The organism is Klebsiella sp. I138 (genome assembly GCF_051131765.1).
Classification (GTDB): Bacteria; Pseudomonadota; Gammaproteobacteria; order Enterobacterales; family Enterobacteriaceae; genus Klebsiella.
Map to the genome: position 1 here is coordinate 2,763,223 of NZ_CP180447.1, position 16,022 is coordinate 2,779,244.

21 protein-coding genes, 1 tRNA gene and 1 pseudogene are annotated in these 16,022 nt (G+C 48.4%); 8 read left to right on the top strand and 15 right to left on the bottom strand.

Translation table 11 applies throughout. From position 1 onward, the window contains the following. Positions 1–10: 10 nt before the first annotated feature. On the bottom strand, positions 11–205 hold the full coding sequence (locus ACMYSK_RS12865; protein ID WP_434635905.1) for a hypothetical protein: 195 nt from the start codon (positions 203–205) through the stop codon (positions 11–13). 93 nt (positions 206–298) lie between these two features. Further along, the gene (locus ACMYSK_RS12870; protein WP_040224012.1) at positions 299–466 is read right to left on the bottom strand and encodes a hypothetical protein; all 168 of its coding nucleotides are present in this window, start codon (positions 464–466) and stop codon (positions 299–301) included. Between the two features lie 198 nt (positions 467–664). Between ACMYSK_RS12870 and ACMYSK_RS12875 the strand changes: the two genes are divergently transcribed. After that, positions 665–1,216, top strand: a complete 552-nt coding sequence (locus ACMYSK_RS12875) for a hypothetical protein (RefSeq protein WP_434635906.1) — start codon at positions 665–667, stop codon at positions 1,214–1,216. 169 nt (positions 1,217–1,385) lie between these two features. On the opposite strand, the gene ACMYSK_RS12880 is transcribed toward ACMYSK_RS12875, so the two are convergent. Beyond that, positions 1,386–1,550: a hypothetical protein gene (locus ACMYSK_RS12880; protein WP_417632932.1), complete on the bottom strand. Its 165-nt coding sequence runs from the start codon at positions 1,548–1,550 to the stop codon at positions 1,386–1,388. 318 nt (positions 1,551–1,868) lie between these two features. Between ACMYSK_RS12880 and ACMYSK_RS12885 the strand changes: the two genes are divergently transcribed. From ACMYSK_RS12885 to ACMYSK_RS12900, 4 genes are read left to right on the top strand one after another with little or no spacing between them, the layout of a single operon-like run. Next, positions 1,869–2,282 carry a hypothetical protein gene (locus tag ACMYSK_RS12885; protein ID WP_434635907.1) on the top strand — a complete coding sequence of 138 codons (414 nt, stop codon included), beginning with the start codon at positions 1,869–1,871 and terminating at the stop codon, positions 2,280–2,282. Further along, a complete protein-coding gene (locus tag ACMYSK_RS12890; protein WP_434635908.1) occupies positions 2,273–2,974 on the top strand; it encodes a hypothetical protein in 702 nt (233 codons plus the stop codon). The genes ACMYSK_RS12885 and ACMYSK_RS12890 overlap by 10 nt, the downstream gene beginning before the upstream one ends. A 12-nt stretch (positions 2,975–2,986) precedes the next feature. Next, a complete protein-coding gene (locus ACMYSK_RS12895; RefSeq protein WP_049153541.1) occupies positions 2,987–3,418 on the top strand; it encodes a hypothetical protein in 432 nt (143 codons plus the stop codon). Further along, on the top strand, positions 3,418–4,068 hold the full coding sequence (locus ACMYSK_RS12900; protein WP_434635909.1) for a hypothetical protein: 651 nt from the start codon (positions 3,418–3,420) through the stop codon (positions 4,066–4,068). The genes ACMYSK_RS12895 and ACMYSK_RS12900 overlap by 1 nt, the downstream gene beginning before the upstream one ends. Positions 4,069–4,108: 40 nt before the next feature. Here the strand turns inward: ACMYSK_RS12900 and ACMYSK_RS12905 are convergent. From ACMYSK_RS12905 to ACMYSK_RS12955, 11 genes and pseudogenes are all read right to left on the bottom strand, one after another. After that, a pseudogene (locus tag ACMYSK_RS12905) lies at positions 4,109–4,410 on the bottom strand (phage portal protein); the annotation flags it as partial. Positions 4,411–4,446: 36 nt separating this feature from the next. Next, positions 4,447–4,890, bottom strand: coding sequence for a single-stranded DNA-binding protein (locus ACMYSK_RS12910; protein WP_434635910.1), 444 nt, complete (start codon positions 4,888–4,890; stop codon positions 4,447–4,449). Positions 4,891–5,071: 181 nt separating this feature from the next. Then, a complete protein-coding gene (locus ACMYSK_RS12915) occupies positions 5,072–7,828 on the bottom strand; it encodes a DUF927 domain-containing protein (RefSeq protein ID WP_434635911.1) in 2,757 nt (918 codons plus the stop codon). Next, complete coding sequence (locus ACMYSK_RS12920) at positions 7,828–8,046, bottom strand: hypothetical protein (RefSeq protein WP_047724288.1); 219 nt, start codon at positions 8,044–8,046, stop codon at positions 7,828–7,830. Before ACMYSK_RS12920 ends, ACMYSK_RS12915 begins: the two co-directional genes overlap by 1 nt. Next, on the bottom strand, positions 8,039–8,770 hold the full coding sequence (locus ACMYSK_RS12925) for a host cell division inhibitor Icd-like protein (protein WP_434635912.1): 732 nt from the start codon (positions 8,768–8,770) through the stop codon (positions 8,039–8,041). The genes ACMYSK_RS12920 and ACMYSK_RS12925 overlap by 8 nt, the downstream gene beginning before the upstream one ends. Further along, positions 8,767–8,946: a DUF4222 domain-containing protein gene (locus ACMYSK_RS12930; RefSeq protein ID WP_100662862.1), complete on the bottom strand. Its 180-nt coding sequence runs from the start codon at positions 8,944–8,946 to the stop codon at positions 8,767–8,769. Before ACMYSK_RS12930 ends, ACMYSK_RS12925 begins: the two co-directional genes overlap by 4 nt. Further along, positions 8,946–9,548 (bottom strand): BRO-N domain-containing protein, encoded by a 603-nt coding sequence (locus tag ACMYSK_RS12935; RefSeq protein WP_434635913.1) that lies wholly within the window; start codon positions 9,546–9,548, stop codon positions 8,946–8,948. The genes ACMYSK_RS12930 and ACMYSK_RS12935 overlap by 1 nt, the downstream gene beginning before the upstream one ends. A gap of 95 nt (positions 9,549–9,643) precedes the next feature. After that, complete coding sequence (locus ACMYSK_RS12940; protein ID WP_100662896.1) at positions 9,644–9,844, bottom strand: helix-turn-helix transcriptional regulator; 201 nt, start codon at positions 9,842–9,844, stop codon at positions 9,644–9,646. A gap of 266 nt (positions 9,845–10,110) precedes the next feature. After that, positions 10,111–10,869 (bottom strand): hypothetical protein, encoded by a 759-nt coding sequence (locus tag ACMYSK_RS12945; RefSeq protein WP_434635914.1) that lies wholly within the window; start codon positions 10,867–10,869, stop codon positions 10,111–10,113. 144 nt (positions 10,870–11,013) lie between these two features. Continuing rightward, a complete protein-coding gene (locus ACMYSK_RS12950; protein ID WP_434635915.1) occupies positions 11,014–12,228 on the bottom strand; it encodes a tyrosine-type recombinase/integrase in 1,215 nt (404 codons plus the stop codon). Positions 12,229–12,394: 166 nt separating this feature from the next. After that, positions 12,395–12,471, bottom strand: a tRNA-Arg gene (locus ACMYSK_RS12955). 365 nt (positions 12,472–12,836) lie between these two features. Between ACMYSK_RS12955 and folD the strand changes: the two genes are divergently transcribed. Beyond that, positions 12,837–13,703 carry a bifunctional methylenetetrahydrofolate dehydrogenase/methenyltetrahydrofolate cyclohydrolase FolD gene (gene folD / locus ACMYSK_RS12960; protein WP_434635916.1) on the top strand — a complete coding sequence of 289 codons (867 nt, stop codon included), beginning with the start codon at positions 12,837–12,839 and terminating at the stop codon, positions 13,701–13,703. Position 13,704: 1 nt separating this feature from the next. After that, on the top strand, positions 13,705–13,917 hold the full coding sequence (gene ybcJ / locus ACMYSK_RS12965; RefSeq protein WP_434635917.1) for a ribosome-associated protein YbcJ: 213 nt from the start codon (positions 13,705–13,707) through the stop codon (positions 13,915–13,917). A gap of 48 nt (positions 13,918–13,965) precedes the next feature. Here ybcJ and cysS read toward each other — a convergent pair whose 3' ends face one another. Continuing rightward, positions 13,966–15,351 carry a cysteine--tRNA ligase gene (cysS, locus tag ACMYSK_RS12970; protein WP_434635918.1) on the bottom strand — a complete coding sequence of 462 codons (1,386 nt, stop codon included), beginning with the start codon at positions 15,349–15,351 and terminating at the stop codon, positions 13,966–13,968. A gap of 173 nt (positions 15,352–15,524) precedes the next feature. Between cysS and ppiB the strand changes: the two genes are divergently transcribed. Further along, entirely contained in the window at positions 15,525–16,019 is a 495-nt protein-coding gene (gene ppiB, locus ACMYSK_RS12975) for a peptidylprolyl isomerase B (RefSeq protein ID WP_004858873.1), read from the top strand. Positions 16,020–16,022 lie beyond the last annotated feature (3 nt).

Here is a 16,022-nt window from a genome sequence, read left to right on the forward strand (position 1 = left end):
CGAGACCTCCTTATGGTTTGTTTCTTTGGATAAAACATAAAGCATCCAAAACACCGCGTGGATAATCCGGAATGTATGATTGAGCAACGCTGTAGACAGCTCTGTAACGGTGAGGTAACTCTAAAATGAGTTGTCGTTCTTCAGGTGGTAATTTATCAGCCAGTGCTTGAACTTGCTGAAGCAACTCTTCGTCAGTGATATTCATTTCATAGTTACCTTTTTTAGCCCCAAAACACTGAACATCTGCATGAATAATAAGCAGTTGGTTATTTTGCTTTGTATCAACAAGTTAGAGCCTTTACCCCAAATGCTGTTGCAAGGCTTTGTCCACCAGCCCCCTTGCGATTTCATGGATAGTTGGCGCAACGCCAATACCTGATTGCTGGCGCTGCTTTTCCTGAATTTTTCTGATTGCCTGAATCTGTGCCTCGCTGAGCAAGACAGGTTTGACAGACTGTTTTGACATGATCACCTCCTGATATTTATACAGTCAGTATAATTTCACAAAATGAAACAATCATTGCTTATATTGCAATTAATGAAAAAATAAATTCGATCATTACCAGAAAGGAAATTGATTGTTTTATAGACTTTTGACGAGTACTTAACGAAGATTGCGTAATGATTTGTCGCTGTTGAGCCTCAACTTAACAAGGAAGACCTGATGCCCTTACCCGAACGTTTTAAGCCAGCCAAGATAAATCGCCAGAAACTTAAAGAACTAGCGAACGCAGCCGAAGAGATACTGTCGCAAATTGATAACGGCGCCGACACAGATGATGAAGGGCTAAAAGCATTGATTGATGACTGGAACAGGCAGGTCTTTAATCCGTATGAATTCTCTGATTTCCGTGACTTTTCCTCATGGACCGACGCAAAGAACTTTACCCGGATGGCATTTAATCAGGAGAAATACGTTGCGGATTTAACCTGGAATGAACTCGTTCAGATAATTAGTTTCGTGTGCAATGCTGAAGGCAAGGAATCGGAACAAAACTACGCGCTGGGATTGCTGGAGAAAAACTTTGATGCCAATCCGTCCGATCTCATCTACTGGCCTAATGAATGGTTTCAAGATGAAGACATGCTTCATGTTGATTTGACGTCTGAAGAAATCGCCGGATACCTGATGGCAAGATCTGGCCGGCTTCTAAACGATGCGCCACAAATCGAGCTGAGATACCCGATCCATCCCTGCGAAGCAAGTTATCGCTAAGAGATATCAACCATGATGGGCAAAACACATCACTTGTGCCTATACATAGCCAGAACACGTCAAACCTGCCTATCTATAGGCAGAACACTCCATTTCTGCCATACATAGCCAGAACACACCGTTTCTGCCTATAAATAAGATATGGGCATTTTCATGGGGCGGTATGATTCTATATGTATTGCTCAAACTGCCAGGCTGCGATGACCACCAGCATGAACAGAACGACGAGGACTACGCCCAGCCCCCTGCGCCGCGTAAAGAATGCCCCTCCTGCAGAGATACCAATTAACGACAGTGTGACTGGCCAAGCGGCAATCGCCGTCAGGTAGGCCATCAGGTAGCCTTGTATCATGCCCCCTAGCTCGCATTCAGGTTGCCAAAAGCCTCTCCACTGGCCCCATTAACCGCCTTTCCATCCATTTCTTGCGGGCTTTTTCGTCTCTCATGCCGGTGCATGAAAACCACTACACAAAGCGGGCTGGCGTGGCGGAGATACGAAAGCGCATGAAGCGAGATGATCATCATCACAAAATTGCAGTAAGAATAAGCTTAAAGCGCTTGAATTTTTTCCATCTGATTTGTTAGGGTTATTAGATACTCTCCTTTGTAGTCCATTCGAAGGAGTTTTTTGCGATTTATGCGGGTGGATTCTATGACAGGCAATGTCCCGGCAGTACTAAGTGAAGCAGAATTAAAATCAATTATAGCACTTGTAAATAGACTTCCCTGGGGTGTGGCTAAGCCAGTCATTACATCCCTTGGTTTAACTCTTGGTAAGGGACGAGATGCCACTTACGAAAAAATACTAAAGGAATTAAGTGAATTAAAAACGAAGAGCATTCAAAAATTTAATTCAATAATTCAAGAGATTGACAAATTACTTTTTGGGCAGTTCATTTATGGTGATAAAGCTCTTTTTAGCTTGACAGTCGATACTAAAGCTATTAGCGCTATAGATCAAAGGATTGAATTTGATTGGGGAGTTATGAATCAACCTTCATCTCTAAGTGATACAATTCTTTCTAAAAATGAGATCCAAAACTCGAAAAAAACCAATTGGAATTAATTCATTATTCGACAGACAGCAATCAAAGCATTGTTTTATTTAGTTCTGTGCGTGAGCAAGTCGTAAGAGAGAAAATCATCCCTAGTACTATACCTCAATATAGTAGCTACGATGAAATAATAGCCAAGAAAAAAGAGAAACATCAGTGTTTTGATGTTTGCATAATTGATAAAGCCACTTCAAAAATTTATATTCTTATAGATTCTGGATTGAATACTATTGGCGAAAGTATTTTATTCGCTAAATCCAATGTTGTTAGGACTTTGTATAACTATGCAGGTTATCAATTTAATTCGGCTGAAAAAGATTTCTTCCCTTTAATTGATGAAATATTCAATCAGAAAAAACCACCATACTCTCTCTTGAAATATAAAGTCTTTGATTTGTCGTTTCTTACACCAGAAGGTACTACGCATAAAGAGAAGAAAAATGATAAAAGCAATGATTTGAGAAATGATTTATTTAATCAAGAAGGTATAAAAGCTGTTGGTAATATTGGCCTTTATAGGATAGGTGTTAGATTAGAGCGTGTAAATCCGGCGCTTCAATTGCTAGACAATGTTGAGTTGATCATTCCGGGAACACTTAGAAGATACCTTGGGGGATCGTCCAGCTCCCCTGTAACATTTGCTATACTAAGTCAGTGTATCTCACGTGATGATTTTGAAATTCTAACAAAGCTGATATTATGAGTGGAGTCAGCAATGAAGGGTGGCAAAATGGCTAGACTTATACAGCAAATCTGTGCGGAGAGTCCTCGAGTGGGCTCTCTTGCTACGCATTTGTATGATGAAATCTCAAGTTTGGCTTGTCGCTCTCCTAATGTCTATATTAGCTATAATATAATTTTTGATATAGCTAATTCGCATAAAGAATTTCATTCGGAATGTGATGAATTAGATGTTTTTTCCGCCATTCAGGTGCTTTGCAATCCTAGAGTTGATTTTTTAAAACTTAATTATCAATTCATAGATGACATTTATGGCACATTTGAGGTTAGTATCGCTGATGTTATAGATGCAGAAAAAAGCCACTTTCTGGAGCATCCATATACTGGTGAGCTAGTAGAAAATTACAAAGAATTTGTTTTCCCTTTTTATACAGTTAAATATGAATGTAAAAAGGGTGACCGCTAATGATGATGAGCCTTGCTGATCTTGATAAGAACTTTGCGCTTAGCAAATGTCATCATGCAATTGAGAGAATAGATTTCGCACTCTCCTCTTATGGAAATTTTAAACAGTACATTCGAAGTGAATTAGATTATGCAATCCAGAAGTTAGAACAGAATGGAAATAGAATCACCTTTGATTTGACAGAAGATCAATTGACTCTCTTTCTTCTTTCCAATCTTGAAAATAGATACATTGGACTTCATGCATCGCATGAAGTAAATCAAAGAGGGCACTGTGACATAACTGTAAAATTAGGTGGGTTCGTATGGCATGGTGAGGCGAAAAAGCACACCTCGGGATACAGTTATCTTTTCAAAGGATACTCACAGTTAACTGAGCGATATAGCACTGGTACAGTGAATAGTGCCAGTGGTGGATTGATTATATATACAAAAAACCAATCATGTTCTGCTATGATGGCCCAATGGGAAAAACACTTAAATAAATGTGCTCCCAAGATTCATGCTTGTAAACAGATAAATATTATCGCATGTAAAGACAATCCTCTTGTCTTTTATAGTAATCATGAGCACACGGCAACAAAGCTTGGGTATGAAGTTATTCACTACCCAGTAGTGCTTTATCATAAGCCGATCGATCCTGATTTATAATTAAAACCACGAGTTAGCTTATGGTGTTTAACTAAGTTTATTATGTGTATGGATTGAATTGAATTCCCCCAAGCAAATGGTTTAATTCTTTTAACCGCTTTTGTAATAGAATTAGTTCATTACGTAAAAAGATGCGACTGACTTTTGCCACTTCATCGAATCCGCCAGTATTATTGGGAATGATGCCTATCATCTTCGGCGGTCTTCAGTACGTCACCATCATGCTACCGTGGCTGACGTTTTTGATGTTCAGAACCCCATCCTTTGCCACTACTTCTGATAGTAGGATGATCTGCCGTACTTTATTCCGTTAGGTGAGTACATTAACAGTTTGCGGAAGTCAGGAAACACTCAAGTGCCTAGCATTCAGCTTACTATCTAAAAATCATCGTCATACGGCGGGGTCTGGTCGAATCCTTCATACCCGGTGGCCGGCGGTTGCTGTTCATGGGCCCGGCGTAGGGCATCAGTAGCCTGTCCTTGTTGACCTGCTTTACCGCCTGGGCGTACCGTTCTGGCACTGAGTACACTGTCCGCAATAACCTGATAGCCTTGCTGTGTACCGCCATCCTGACCAGTCCACTGATTGAGTTGCATATTGCCCGCCACACTGACAAGGTCGCCTTTACTGTGTTTGGCCAGCACATCGGCCTGTTTACCAAAAGCAATCACACCCAACCAGAAAGTTGCCTCTCCGTTATCTGCCGCATTACAGGGCAGCGCTACCGCCAGGCGGGCCATAGCCATGTTCGTACCTTTTCCAGTTGTTCTGGTCTGTGGATCGGCCACCAGCCGGCCATATGCTGAAATTTGAGCTGTCATCGCTGTGATCCTCTCTTCTGATGCCCTGTACCTGATTCAGTGTTGGTTCAAAATGGTAGTTTGTTGCCTCAATGTTGGTTCATTTTTCAAACATGAAACCTTATTAAACAGATATATATAACTACTGAGGCAACTGAACCAACTGAGCCAACACCTAAACTACACACATGAAAGAATGCTTTTACTCTGGCTGGTCGTCGTCCGGCAGATACTGCAGGACATAAACCCGAATCTGTCGCCCATCAATGCGTGGCGACTTTCTCTGGAACCCCCGGCCTGAAGTCGGCGGTGTCAGCATGCCGGCTTTCTTCAATACCTCCGCAAACTGACGGGAGTTAAAGCCGCGGGCAATCTCCCCTTCGAAGGCTGCGGGGAAGGTGTAGAACACTATCGGGTCAGTCTCGTGACCTCCTTTCTGCCGGTATCCCGCCATGTTGGAGATTGGCAGACTGGTTGGGTCATACGGGAACGGCGCAAAACGGCTCATGCCATAGGCGTTCAGGAATGCCTCGGTCTGCTCGATAATCTGCTGATGCTCTTTGTTGCCGGTACCAAATTCGCGCAGCCAGGCGTTATAGCTGTACTGAATAGCATCCCGGCATGTCTGCTCATCCCAGCCGGTAATCACCTTACCCAACAGCAGTGCGGCTTCCAGAATGGCGAACCGGGCGCCGACACGATGGACCTGCTCCCCGTAATCCGATGGGATCAGACGACGCCAGCGCTCTTCCGCTGCCCTGACAGCGTTCACCGCCTCTTGCTGGTGGTCAGCCAGCCATTTCACCCACTCACGCCCGGACACTCCGTGGTTATGCTGGTATGCATCTTTGAGAGCATCAGCATGGTGCTTACCATTGGTATGCTCATGGAAACGCACTGCCCGACGCATCGGAATGTTCAGCAGGCGAACCAACTGGCCCGCTTTAGCCTTACGGCCGGCACTGGCAATGAAGGTCTCCAGATCCATCTCACCGGTACTGATGGCCACAGTACGCCAGCGCTTCAGGTCACGGTTTCCCCCTTCCTTCGCTCCCTGTAGTTTTCCCGTGCCGTTAAACAGCGCGTAGGCTGATTTATAGACCTCCACCGGGTCAGCCCCCTGGCCGATTTCGTCAAGCGGCATCAACGCGTCATTATGTGCAGCGGCCTCATTCGCCAGCCCAAGCGCGGTGCCGTACCAGGTAAGGCGCAGTACATCCGGGTTTCCGTAGAGACTGGATGCCACATTAGCAGTGGTGGTCTTACCCGCGCTCGACTGTTCGTAGAGGTGGATACCGAATCCATCAGCACCAGCAAGGCCAATCAATGGAGCTGCCAGAGCTGCGGCCACGCCAGTCATCATGGAATAGTTGCCAAAAGCCAGACGTCCCACGCTCTCCCGCCAGCTTTGCCCGGTACCGCTGGTGGTGTAACCGGACGCAGCAGAACTCCGCCCGTTAAACAGCACCGGTTGTTCTGGCGTACCGATGATCTCACCATCGGGCATGATATAGGCGCCACACTGCCACCCCGTAGCATGCGCAATGCGCCATACCTCACCATTGGCACAGCTCTGAAGCCAGTCGGCTAGCGTAGCGCGTAAACCGCTCTTGGTTGTTACATTCACACCACCGGCTTTGAGCGTTCGCCAGCCTTCGCGCTCACCAATGTCAGCAAAGGGTATCGCCTGTACGGTTTCACTCTTCGTACCAAATGCCTGCCAGCGCAGGATCAGGTAACGGGTTTTACTGTCATCAATGCCAATACCGATGACCTTCAGAGCAGAACACAACCAGCTTTCACGGCTGATTATTTCCCCGGTATCCTTATCTGATTTGGGTTCAACCCAGTACACGCCATCAATACGGCTTTGGATATGAGGTCGCAGGGATTCAGGTTTTGATGCGCTCTTCTTCCCTCCGTTGATCACTTGCAGTTTCGCGGACACTTCAGGCTCCTGCGGTTGATACATCGAATCGTTAAATGCTGCTGTGGCGGCTTCCAGTCCGTGCTGCTGGTAGTAGTCGTTCCAGTCGGCCTTTTCCTCAGACGGAGGTAAAGCCATCCAGCCAGAAACAGCTTTAGCGGCTTTCTCCGCGGCTTCTTTGCCTGTGTTTGGCTCACCAGGTTTAATATCGTTGTCGGCGGCGATGATGATCTGCACATCCGGGTAATGCCGTCGCATTACCTGCGAAACAGGCAGCAGGTTTCCGGCGTCGATTGCGGCTACTGTGAGCGCGTCAGGTTGAATTAATTGACACGTTAGAGCGGTAGCCAGCCCCTCTGCAATCACGACGCTTTGAGGCTGTTCCAGCGCGCTTACGGCGTAATATGCCCCGCGCTTTGCCGATCCCTTCATGAGTCGCTTTTCTCCCTGCGCGGTAATGGTCTGCGCTGCTATGACTGCGCCGGATTCCCCCACCAGCGCCAGCAATAGTGATCCATCGGAAAGGATGGGGAAGGTGAAGCCGACCAGCCCCTTACCAGTAAGGTATTCAGATTCGCCCTGATTAGCGCTCTGGCGCTTCTCATCGTACAGACGGGTAAACGTAGCCCGGCGCTGCTGTGCGTCCCCTGCCGCCCGCTGCAGGCGCTCCTGCTCCAGTTGTGTACGCACGGCTTCCAGCTGCTCCCGTCTCTGGTTGGCGGTGGCTTCGTCCTGTACTGTTCCCCGGCAATCAATGCCCAGCACATCAGCCACCAGCCGTGCGGCCTCCGTGGTGTCGCAATTGTTAACCCGTTTGATTAAGTCCAGCCCGTCACCAGCGCCGCACTGGTTGCAGATAAAGCTACCACGGCCGCCATCATCGAAACGGAAGCGATCTTTACCGCCACAGGCCGGGCAGGCTGTATGTTTTCTCGGTGAATCTGGTACGTTGATGTGTAGTCCAGCCAGAACAGATGGCCAGCGATCAGCTGCTGCATGGGTAACTTCGCGGATGAGATCGATATTTTTCATTAGCAATCACCATCTTCCAGACGTGCGTTGTGCTCTAGCTTTTTCAACAACTGAGTACCAATAAGTTCCGCGGCATCTACGAGATAACTTTTGGTGTGTGGATCACTGACATCGTTAATTGTTCGCAGAATCGCCAACACGCATTCTGTTTCGTAGGTCAGTTCATCGAGCAGATAAGGATTCTCGGTGATGACTGTGGGAAAGGAATTATTACGCATGATCCACCTCCGTCAGACGGATGCGGCCAGCGAAAAAACAAACGTGATCACGCACTAAAGTGCGACGGGCTTCGCGTTCAGATACTGCGGTAACGTGGAAGATTTTTACAGTGACGGATTGGCTATCACGTCGTATAGCAGCGATGATCCAGATAAATTGTGGATTTTGGGTAGGGGTAGTAGCCATGGTGGCAGCCTCCTGTAACTGGGTCTGAAACCCACCACCGGAAACGCCAATTTCGCTGGTGGTGGACTGAACAGGGTTGGCGTAACCGGCGTTACAGGAAACCGGCGCGGATTTCTCCGCCCCCATCCAGCCCACCATTATTTTGTGAGCGACGCGGATTATACCCGCAACGCAGAAAAAAGGGTGTACTGAATTAACGACACAAAAAAAGACGCATGGCGCGTCATAGGTCGCCTGTAAACTCTCCGGGACGCCAATCCCGGCACCAGATTTTGCTGGTGCACAATAACCATAGACCTGGATGACGTAGAACATCAAGCCATTTTTTATGGACTCGCAAAAAATTTTACTGCAGGTGTTAAAGGAATCGCTATTCCTATTCCAGAAATTCCACCCGGCATTTTGCGCACCACCTTCAGTGACCTGCAAAGTGACAGGTTTCGACAGGTTCCCGTGGCTGCGCAGCACTCGCAAAGTGCTAACATTTGCTAACAAGCCAGCCATAGAGAGGCTATTACCTTGGATACTGGTAATCATTGTTTCACCTCCGCGAACTCCTTCATGAATCGCTCAATGGGCTGTACGCAAGGGAACTGGTAGCCCTCGCGATAGAACGTCACGCGGTTGTGTGCTACAGAGACGACGCTCACCGTCTGGCCCTGCGCGTCGCGATATGCGTGATTTGGCAGCGGTGTGCTGGTGGGGTTAGCCATTAATGAACCTCCAGCAGGTCAGGTTGATACTTACGCCACAGTTCGATTTCTTCGGCGGCCAGGCGAGCTTTCTCACCTTTGCATGACTGAAGGTCTTTACCACACCGGCTGGCCTTCTTCGTGTAAAGCTCTTTGCGGCGGGTATGGTCATTAAGGAGCGCGAATGGCACACCGTAGGAGCCAGTTTTACGGATAGAAGGCACAACCTCGCGGAATACCCAGTTGCTGAAGCGGTGGGCGAACGTGCCGGGAGTGGTGGCTTTACGACTGCGAGCGATCAGTTTGTAGAAACCTGACTCAGCGGCCATATTCCAACTACGTGCTCCGCCACGCTTACCTGAATGCCCCTCATTTAAAGTTAGGGTCATTACCTCATCGAAATCCAAAGAAGTAACAGCACTGGTTGGGTTGCTAATTTCTAGGGCCTGGCAAACGTCAGAAACGACAAACCACGGTTCACCATCGATATTCACAATGCGCACGGAATGCCCCTCGAACTTAATGACTGAAATATCATTCACCTCAGCCTTGAATATATTTTTCTGGCTAGCCACAGGCTGAGAGGCGCCCTCAGAATTGAATCTGAATTTTTCAGCTTTCATTTATCCTCGCTCCGCTACACAGTAGAGAATTAAATATTCACACTATCTTTCCGTAGCACCACCAGCCCCACAGGAAAGTCCATATTACTCTTTAATTATTCGGACAAGTCACCGCGTGACTCAGCAATACGTTGATTAATCCAATCATCTATTTCACTTTCGATGAAAGCAATTGAGCGCGAACCAATTTTTATTGCAGAAGGAAATCGGTTCTGCTCCATGAGGCGATATAACCACGCTTTACTATATCCAGTTCTTCGTTGTACTTCAGAAAATCTTATCAATGACTGAGCCATATTTACCTCGTAACGTCTATTGCGGTTTACGAGGTATATCATTGCATAAAAAAGACGATGTTTTTATATCCTTAGGGTTAAGGGTATTTAGGTACATTTTACCCTGAGGGTAAGGGACTCAGGATGAATTTCACCCTTAGGGTTAAGGTATGCGGCTGATTTAATGAGTTATTCTACCCTATGGGTTAGGGTAGATTGATATGTGAGATATGTATCAAGGACTGACATCTATGATACATCATGACTCATGGTGGTACTCAAACGAACTAAGACGCCTTTCTAACAATTGGGCAGGCAACTCTTTCAATGGCACTAGCAAGTGCATGTGACATTCCATATTGCTCTTTCAACTTCTCGATTACATAATCTGCAGATGGCGTCGTGACTCGAGCATTATTCTCATCAAATAATTCCCACTCAACATTCCTTATGTTGATAGCAATTAATAATGGATCGTCGTCTCTAAACACACCAAGATACTTGGGCTTATCATGCCTTAGTTCATCAACTTCGATTTTTAATTTTTTATTTTCATCCGATAATATTTTAATTCTATTTTCATATTCCTGCACACTGCTTTCTGCTGAATTTTCATTATCAACCTGTTCATTGAATTTGAATGTAATCCCGGCAGTAGTAAGCACATGAATCAATTCATTCTTACGAAAGAAAAAGTCCTTACGCGAACCATTTTCATACCCTTCGTTATTATAAATAGAAAAATATCCACCTTGCCCTTCATTTTCTATGCCTGATATCCAGTTTGATGATATCAAGTACTCTAATGTCTCGAGGCTTTCTGCTGCAATCTCATCAGACTCAGACACTCCTTTAACTCTATCGTAAGAACAACTTGCCAAGCAATTAGAAACATCATCACTTACAAGATTGAAATTCCTATAAATAAACTGAACAACATCATGGAAATTTAGAAAATCATTGTCTTCTAATATAAAGGAAACTGTATCCGAGAAAGAAATAACACTATTTTTCTCTGCCAATAACTGCGCGACAGACACGACCATAACGCCACCTCACGCCCTCTGATTTTGGCGGCTATGCCAGCCCGCAGAGGTGTACGGGTTTTCGGGGATCAGCCTAGACATAGCCTATTCTTTGTTCGTCTACCTAAGTCTACTATCGTCTGTATATACTGTCTATGCATCCAGTCAGGCACGTTTCCCGAACGAGCCATGGACCACATTTTCACCATTCTCAAGAGCCGCCATATAGTCGGCATACCACTGGAGCATTTCCCGGCGGCCATCCAGATACTGAGCGTGGTTATATGTCCCACGGATGGAGTTTTTATCGACGTGGGCCAACTGCGTTTCAATCCAGGCGGTGTTATAGCCCTGTTCGTGGAGTATGGTACTCATGGTATGTCTGAAGCCGTGCCCGGTCGCTTTACCGTCGTAGCCAATACGCTTAATCACCTGGTTAATACTGGCCTCGCTCATTGGCTTGCCGGCGTCATTCCGCCCGGGGAAAACATACTTCCCTCGCCCGGTAAGCTGGTGGATTTCTTCCAGCAACTCGCGAACCTGAGTTGAGAGAGGAACGAGATGTGGGCGCCGCATCTTCATTCGCTCTGCGGGGACGTTCCAGACGCCTTTGTCAAAGTCGATATCAACCCATTCAGAAGCACGGAGCTCAATTGTCCTGAGCCCGGTAAGCATTAACAGTCGAGTGGCGTTGCGGGTGATTGTGCTACCGCTGTATTCACTTAGCGCACGGAGAAAATCCGGGATCTGGTCGGCTAAAAGGTGCGGGTAGTGCTGTTGCTTGGGCGGCTTAAGCGCGCCTGCCAGATCTGATACAGGGTTGTGCTCGGCTCTACCGGTAATAATGGCATAGGTAAATATCTGCCGGCAGGCCTGACGGGTTTTCTTGAGTTTGTCCAGAACGCCACGTTGTTCCATCTTTCGCAGCACGTTAAGCATTTCGACCTGGCTGATATCCGTAATCGCCTTTTGCCCGATGAAGGGGAAGATGTCTTTCTTCAGGTACATCAGGAGATGCTCGGCATAGCCTTCTGACCACGATGTGCTTTTATGGGCATGCCATTCCATGGCCAGACGTTCAAAGCTGTTTGCCACAGCCTGCTCTTTCGCTTGTTTCTCTTCCTGCTTCTCCTGTCCCGGATCCCCACCAGCAGCAAGAACCTTTTTTGCATCCGCGCGCTTCTGTCTGGCTTCCGCCAGAGTGATATCAGGATATACCCCCAACGCCAGTAACTTCTCTTTACCAGCGATGCGGTACTTCAGGCGCCAGTATCGCGAGCCATTGGGGTTCACCAACAGATAAAGACCGCCACCATCAGACAGCTTATAGGGCTTGTCCTTGGGCCTGGATGTGTCGACCTGGCGGGCTGTGAGCTTCATTTTGGGGGTATCTCATTTCATTGAACAGGAATCTACCCCCAAATGTACCCCCACATGAATGTGGATTTCAATAGACCATAGTAGACGGTGAGATAATGAGATATTGGCGAATGCCGCGTGTATGCTGGATTTAGTAGACTTCAGGAGACATTAAGAGAAGTGATAATGGTACGCCCTACAGGATTCGAACCTGTGACCTACGGCTTAGAAGGCCGTTGCTCTATCCAACTGAGCTAAGGGCGCACTGAGAAGCGGATGCTTCGTAGAGTGAAACCGCCTGGAATTATACGGTCAACGCTCGGTGAGTCAATGCATTTTGCCACGAAACTGCTGCTGCACAGGCAACTTGCCTATATATACGGCAAAGTCACCGCGGATTGTTTAAATATCACCCGCACCTTATCCTGAGCGCTTCTCCACCATTTTCGCTAATTAACAGCGAAAATCCCCCTTCTACGCCCTAAATACCCCTGATAACAGGGGTGTTTTTAGCCTTCTGTTTTGTCAAAGAGGGATAAAAATTCAAACGAGGACTGACAGCGAGGCTGGCTTCTGACAAAATATCCGCATCCCCCTTTCGTTACGATACAGATGGAATCCTCTCTCTGATGGCAGCAAAAATTATTGACGGTAAAACGATTGCGCAGCAGGTACGCTCTGAGGTTGCGGAAAAAGTGAAGGCCCGCACCGCGGCCGGAAAACGCGCCCCGGGGTTAGCCGTCGTACTGGTCGGCAGCAACCCGGCATCGCAGATTTATGTCGGCAGCAAGCGCAAAGCGTGTGAAGAAGTGGGTTTTGTCTCCCGCTCATACGATCTCCCGGAGACCACCAGCGAGGCGGAATTACTGGAGCTTATTGATACGCTGAATGCCGATAACGCAATCGACGGTATTCTGGTACAGCTGCCGCTGCCTGCCGGAATCGATAACGTGAAAGTGCTGGAGCGTATTGCCCCGGACAAAGACGTCGACGGTTTCCATCCTTACAACGTCGGCCGTCTGTGCCAGCGCGCCCCGCGCCTGCGCCCGTGCACCCCGCGCGGAATCGTCACCCTGCTTGAGCGTTACAACATCGACACCTATGGCCTGAATGCCGTGGTTATCGGCGCATCGAACATCGTGGGCCGCCCGATGAGCATGGAACTCCTGCTGGCGGGCTGCACCACCACCGTAACCCATCGCTTTACCAAGAATCTGCGCCAGCACGTCGAAAATGCTGACCTGCTGATTGTTGCGGTCGGTAAGCCGGGCTTTATTCCAGGCGAGTGGATCAAAGAAGGCGCCATCGTTGTCGATGTCGGAATTAACCGTCTGGAAAGCGGCAAAGTCGTTGGAGACGTGGTGTTTGAAGATGCCGCTGAACGCGCGTCCTACATTACGCCTGTCCCGGGCGGCGTTGGCCCGATGACCGTTGCTACGCTCATTCAAAACACGCTGCAGGCGTGTGAAGAATATCACGACATTCAGGAGGCCTGAGATGGCGAATTTTTCTTTGGGTAAACACCCACACGTTGAACTGTGCGATTTACTGAAGCTGGAAGGCTGGAGTGAAAGCGGTGCGCAGGCAAAAATTTCCATTGCCGATGGTCTGGTGAAAGTAGATGGTGCGGTAGAAACCCGCAAACGCTGCAAAATCGTCGCCGGTCAGACGGTGAGCTTTGAAGGCCAGAGCGTGACCGTTACCGCCTGAGCCCGCTAAATTAAAACGCCCGGCATGTGCCGGGCGTTTTTTTATTGCTTACTTACGGCGCCAGGTGGTTCCCTGCGGGCCGTCCTCCAGCACGATCCCCATCTCATTGAGACGGTCACGCGCCGCGTCCGCAGCGGCCCAGTCTTTCGCTTTACGCGCATCCAGGCGCTGCTGGATAAGCTGTTCGATTTCCGCAACTTCACCGTCGTCAGCCTGCGCACCGCTTTGCAGGAAAACATCCGGCTCCTGCTCCAGCAGGCCCAGCACGCCGGAGAGCTTGCGCATATGTGCAGCCATGCCGTTGGCGGCGGCGACGTCTTCCGTCTTCAGACGGTTGACTTCACGCGCCATATCGAACAGCACGGAATAGGCTTCCGGGGTGTTGAAATCGTCATCCATCGCTTCGATAAAGCGGGCTTCAAAGGCTTCGCCACCGCTGGCCGCGACGGACGAGTCGGTCCCGCGCAGCGCGGTGTACAGACGCTCCAGCGCAGAACGCGCCTGCTTGAGGTTCTCTTCGCTGTAGTTCAGCTGGCTACGATAGTGGCCTGACATCAGGAAGTAGCGAATGGTTTCTGCATCGTAATATTTCAGCACGTCGCGCACGGTGAAGAAGTTGCCCAGCGATTTAGACATCTTCTCGCGGTCAATCATCACCATCCCGGAGTGCATCCAGTAGTTGACGTATTCCCCGTCGTGCGCACAGGTAGACTGGGCGATTTCATTTTCATGGTGCGGGAACATCAGATCCGAACCGCCGCCGTGGATATCAAAATGGTTACCCAGCTGTTTGCAGTTCATCGCCGAACATTCAATGTGCCAGCCAGGACGACCGTTGCCCCACGGAGACGGCCAGCTCGGCTCACCCTCTTTCGACATCTTCCACAGCACGAAGTCCATCGGATTACGTTTGACGTCAACCACATCAACCCGCGCCCCGGCCTGCAGCTGGTCCAGGTCCTGGCGCGACAGCTGCCCGTAATTCGGATCGGTCGGTACCGAGAACATCACATCACCGTTATCCGCCACGTACGCATGCCCGCGCGTAATCAGCTGTTCGGTGATTTCAATAATCTCGGGGATATGGTGCGTCGCACGCGGCTCAAGGTCCGGGCGCAGAATATTCAGCGCATCGAAATCCTTGTGCATTTCAGCAATCATTCGATCGACCAGCGCGACAAAGCTTTCGCCATTCTCATTAGCGCGCTTAATGATTTTATCGTCGATATCGGTAATGTTGCGCACGTACTTCAGCTTATAGCCGAGAAAACGCAGATAGCGGGCAACCACGTCAAAAGAGACGAAAGTACGGCCATGGCCGATATGACAGAGATCGTAAACGGTAATTCCACACACGTACATGCCCACTTCCCCGGCATGGATAGGTTTAAACTCTTCTTTTTGGCGCGTCAGTGTATTAAAAATTTTTAACATCGAAGATTCCGTGTAGACGTGTGTGAAAATAAGTCGCGTATTCTAACCTTAATTCAACCCCGAAGCAGCACACAATGCAAGGTGATCGAACCCCGCGGTTATGCTATAACAGCCCCCTATGTCACGCCCAACTTTGGGTTTAAGCACCACAATCATCGGAACAGGATGCAAAAATGGTTACTTTCCACACTAATCATGGCGATATCGTCATCAAAACTTTTGACGACAAAGCGCCGGAAACAGTTAAAAACTTCCTGGACTACTGCCGCGAAGGTTTCTACAACAACACCATTTTCCACCGTGTTATCAACGGGTTCATGATCCAGGGCGGTGGCTTTGAGCCGGGCATGGAGCAGAAAACCACAAAATCTCCGATCCAGAACGAAGCCAACAACGGTCTGAAAAATACCCGCGGTACGCTGGCCATGGCCCGTACTCAGGCGCCTCACTCCGCTACTGCACAGTTCTTCATTAACGTGGTGGATAACGACTTCCTGAACTTCTCCGGTGAAAACCTGCAGGGCTGGGGCTACTGCGTGTTTGCCGAAGTGGTTGAAGGCATGGACGTGGTCGACAAAATCAAAGCGGTAGCAACAGGCCGCAGCGGCATGCACCAGGATGTGCCGAAAGAAGATGTTGTGATCAAAAGCGTCACCGTTAGCGAGTAATTC

Coding starts and splice junctions, on each gene's coding strand:
- ACMYSK_RS12865 (WP_434635905.1), bottom strand. CDS start 205: ATGAATATCACTGACGAAGAGTTGCTTCAGCAAGTTCAAGCACTGGCT.
- ACMYSK_RS12870 (WP_040224012.1), bottom strand. CDS start 466: ATGTCAAAACAGTCTGTCAAACCTGTCTTGCTCAGCGAGGCACAGATT.
- ACMYSK_RS12875 (WP_434635906.1), top strand. CDS start 665: ATGCCCTTACCCGAACGTTTTAAGCCAGCCAAGATAAATCGCCAGAAA.
- ACMYSK_RS12880 (WP_417632932.1), bottom strand. CDS start 1,550: ATGGCCTACCTGACGGCGATTGCCGCTTGGCCAGTCACACTGTCGTTA.
- ACMYSK_RS12885 (WP_434635907.1), top strand. CDS start 1,869: ATGACAGGCAATGTCCCGGCAGTACTAAGTGAAGCAGAATTAAAATCA.
- ACMYSK_RS12895 (WP_049153541.1), top strand. CDS start 2,987: ATGAAGGGTGGCAAAATGGCTAGACTTATACAGCAAATCTGTGCGGAG.
- ACMYSK_RS12900 (WP_434635909.1), top strand. CDS start 3,418: ATGATGATGAGCCTTGCTGATCTTGATAAGAACTTTGCGCTTAGCAAA.
- ACMYSK_RS12910 (WP_434635910.1), bottom strand. CDS start 4,890: ATGACAGCTCAAATTTCAGCATATGGCCGGCTGGTGGCCGATCCACAG.
- ACMYSK_RS12915 (WP_434635911.1), bottom strand. CDS start 7,828: ATGAAAAATATCGATCTCATCCGCGAAGTTACCCATGCAGCAGCTGAT.
- ACMYSK_RS12920 (WP_047724288.1), bottom strand. CDS start 8,046: ATGCGTAATAATTCCTTTCCCACAGTCATCACCGAGAATCCTTATCTG.
- ACMYSK_RS12925 (WP_434635912.1), bottom strand. CDS start 8,770: ATGATTACCAGTATCCAAGGTAATAGCCTCTCTATGGCTGGCTTGTTA.
- ACMYSK_RS12930 (WP_100662862.1), bottom strand. CDS start 8,946: ATGGCTAACCCCACCAGCACACCGCTGCCAAATCACGCATATCGCGAC.
- ACMYSK_RS12935 (WP_434635913.1), bottom strand. CDS start 9,548: ATGAAAGCTGAAAAATTCAGATTCAATTCTGAGGGCGCCTCTCAGCCT.
- ACMYSK_RS12940 (WP_100662896.1), bottom strand. CDS start 9,844: ATGGCTCAGTCATTGATAAGATTTTCTGAAGTACAACGAAGAACTGGA.
- ACMYSK_RS12945 (WP_434635914.1), bottom strand. CDS start 10,869: ATGGTCGTGTCTGTCGCGCAGTTATTGGCAGAGAAAAATAGTGTTATT.
- ACMYSK_RS12950 (WP_434635915.1), bottom strand. CDS start 12,228: ATGAAGCTCACAGCCCGCCAGGTCGACACATCCAGGCCCAAGGACAAG.
- folD (WP_434635916.1), top strand. CDS start 12,837: ATGGCAGCAAAAATTATTGACGGTAAAACGATTGCGCAGCAGGTACGC.
- ybcJ (WP_434635917.1), top strand. CDS start 13,705: ATGGCGAATTTTTCTTTGGGTAAACACCCACACGTTGAACTGTGCGAT.
- cysS (WP_434635918.1), bottom strand. CDS start 15,351: ATGTTAAAAATTTTTAATACACTGACGCGCCAAAAAGAAGAGTTTAAA.
- ppiB (WP_004858873.1), top strand. CDS start 15,525: ATGGTTACTTTCCACACTAATCATGGCGATATCGTCATCAAAACTTTT.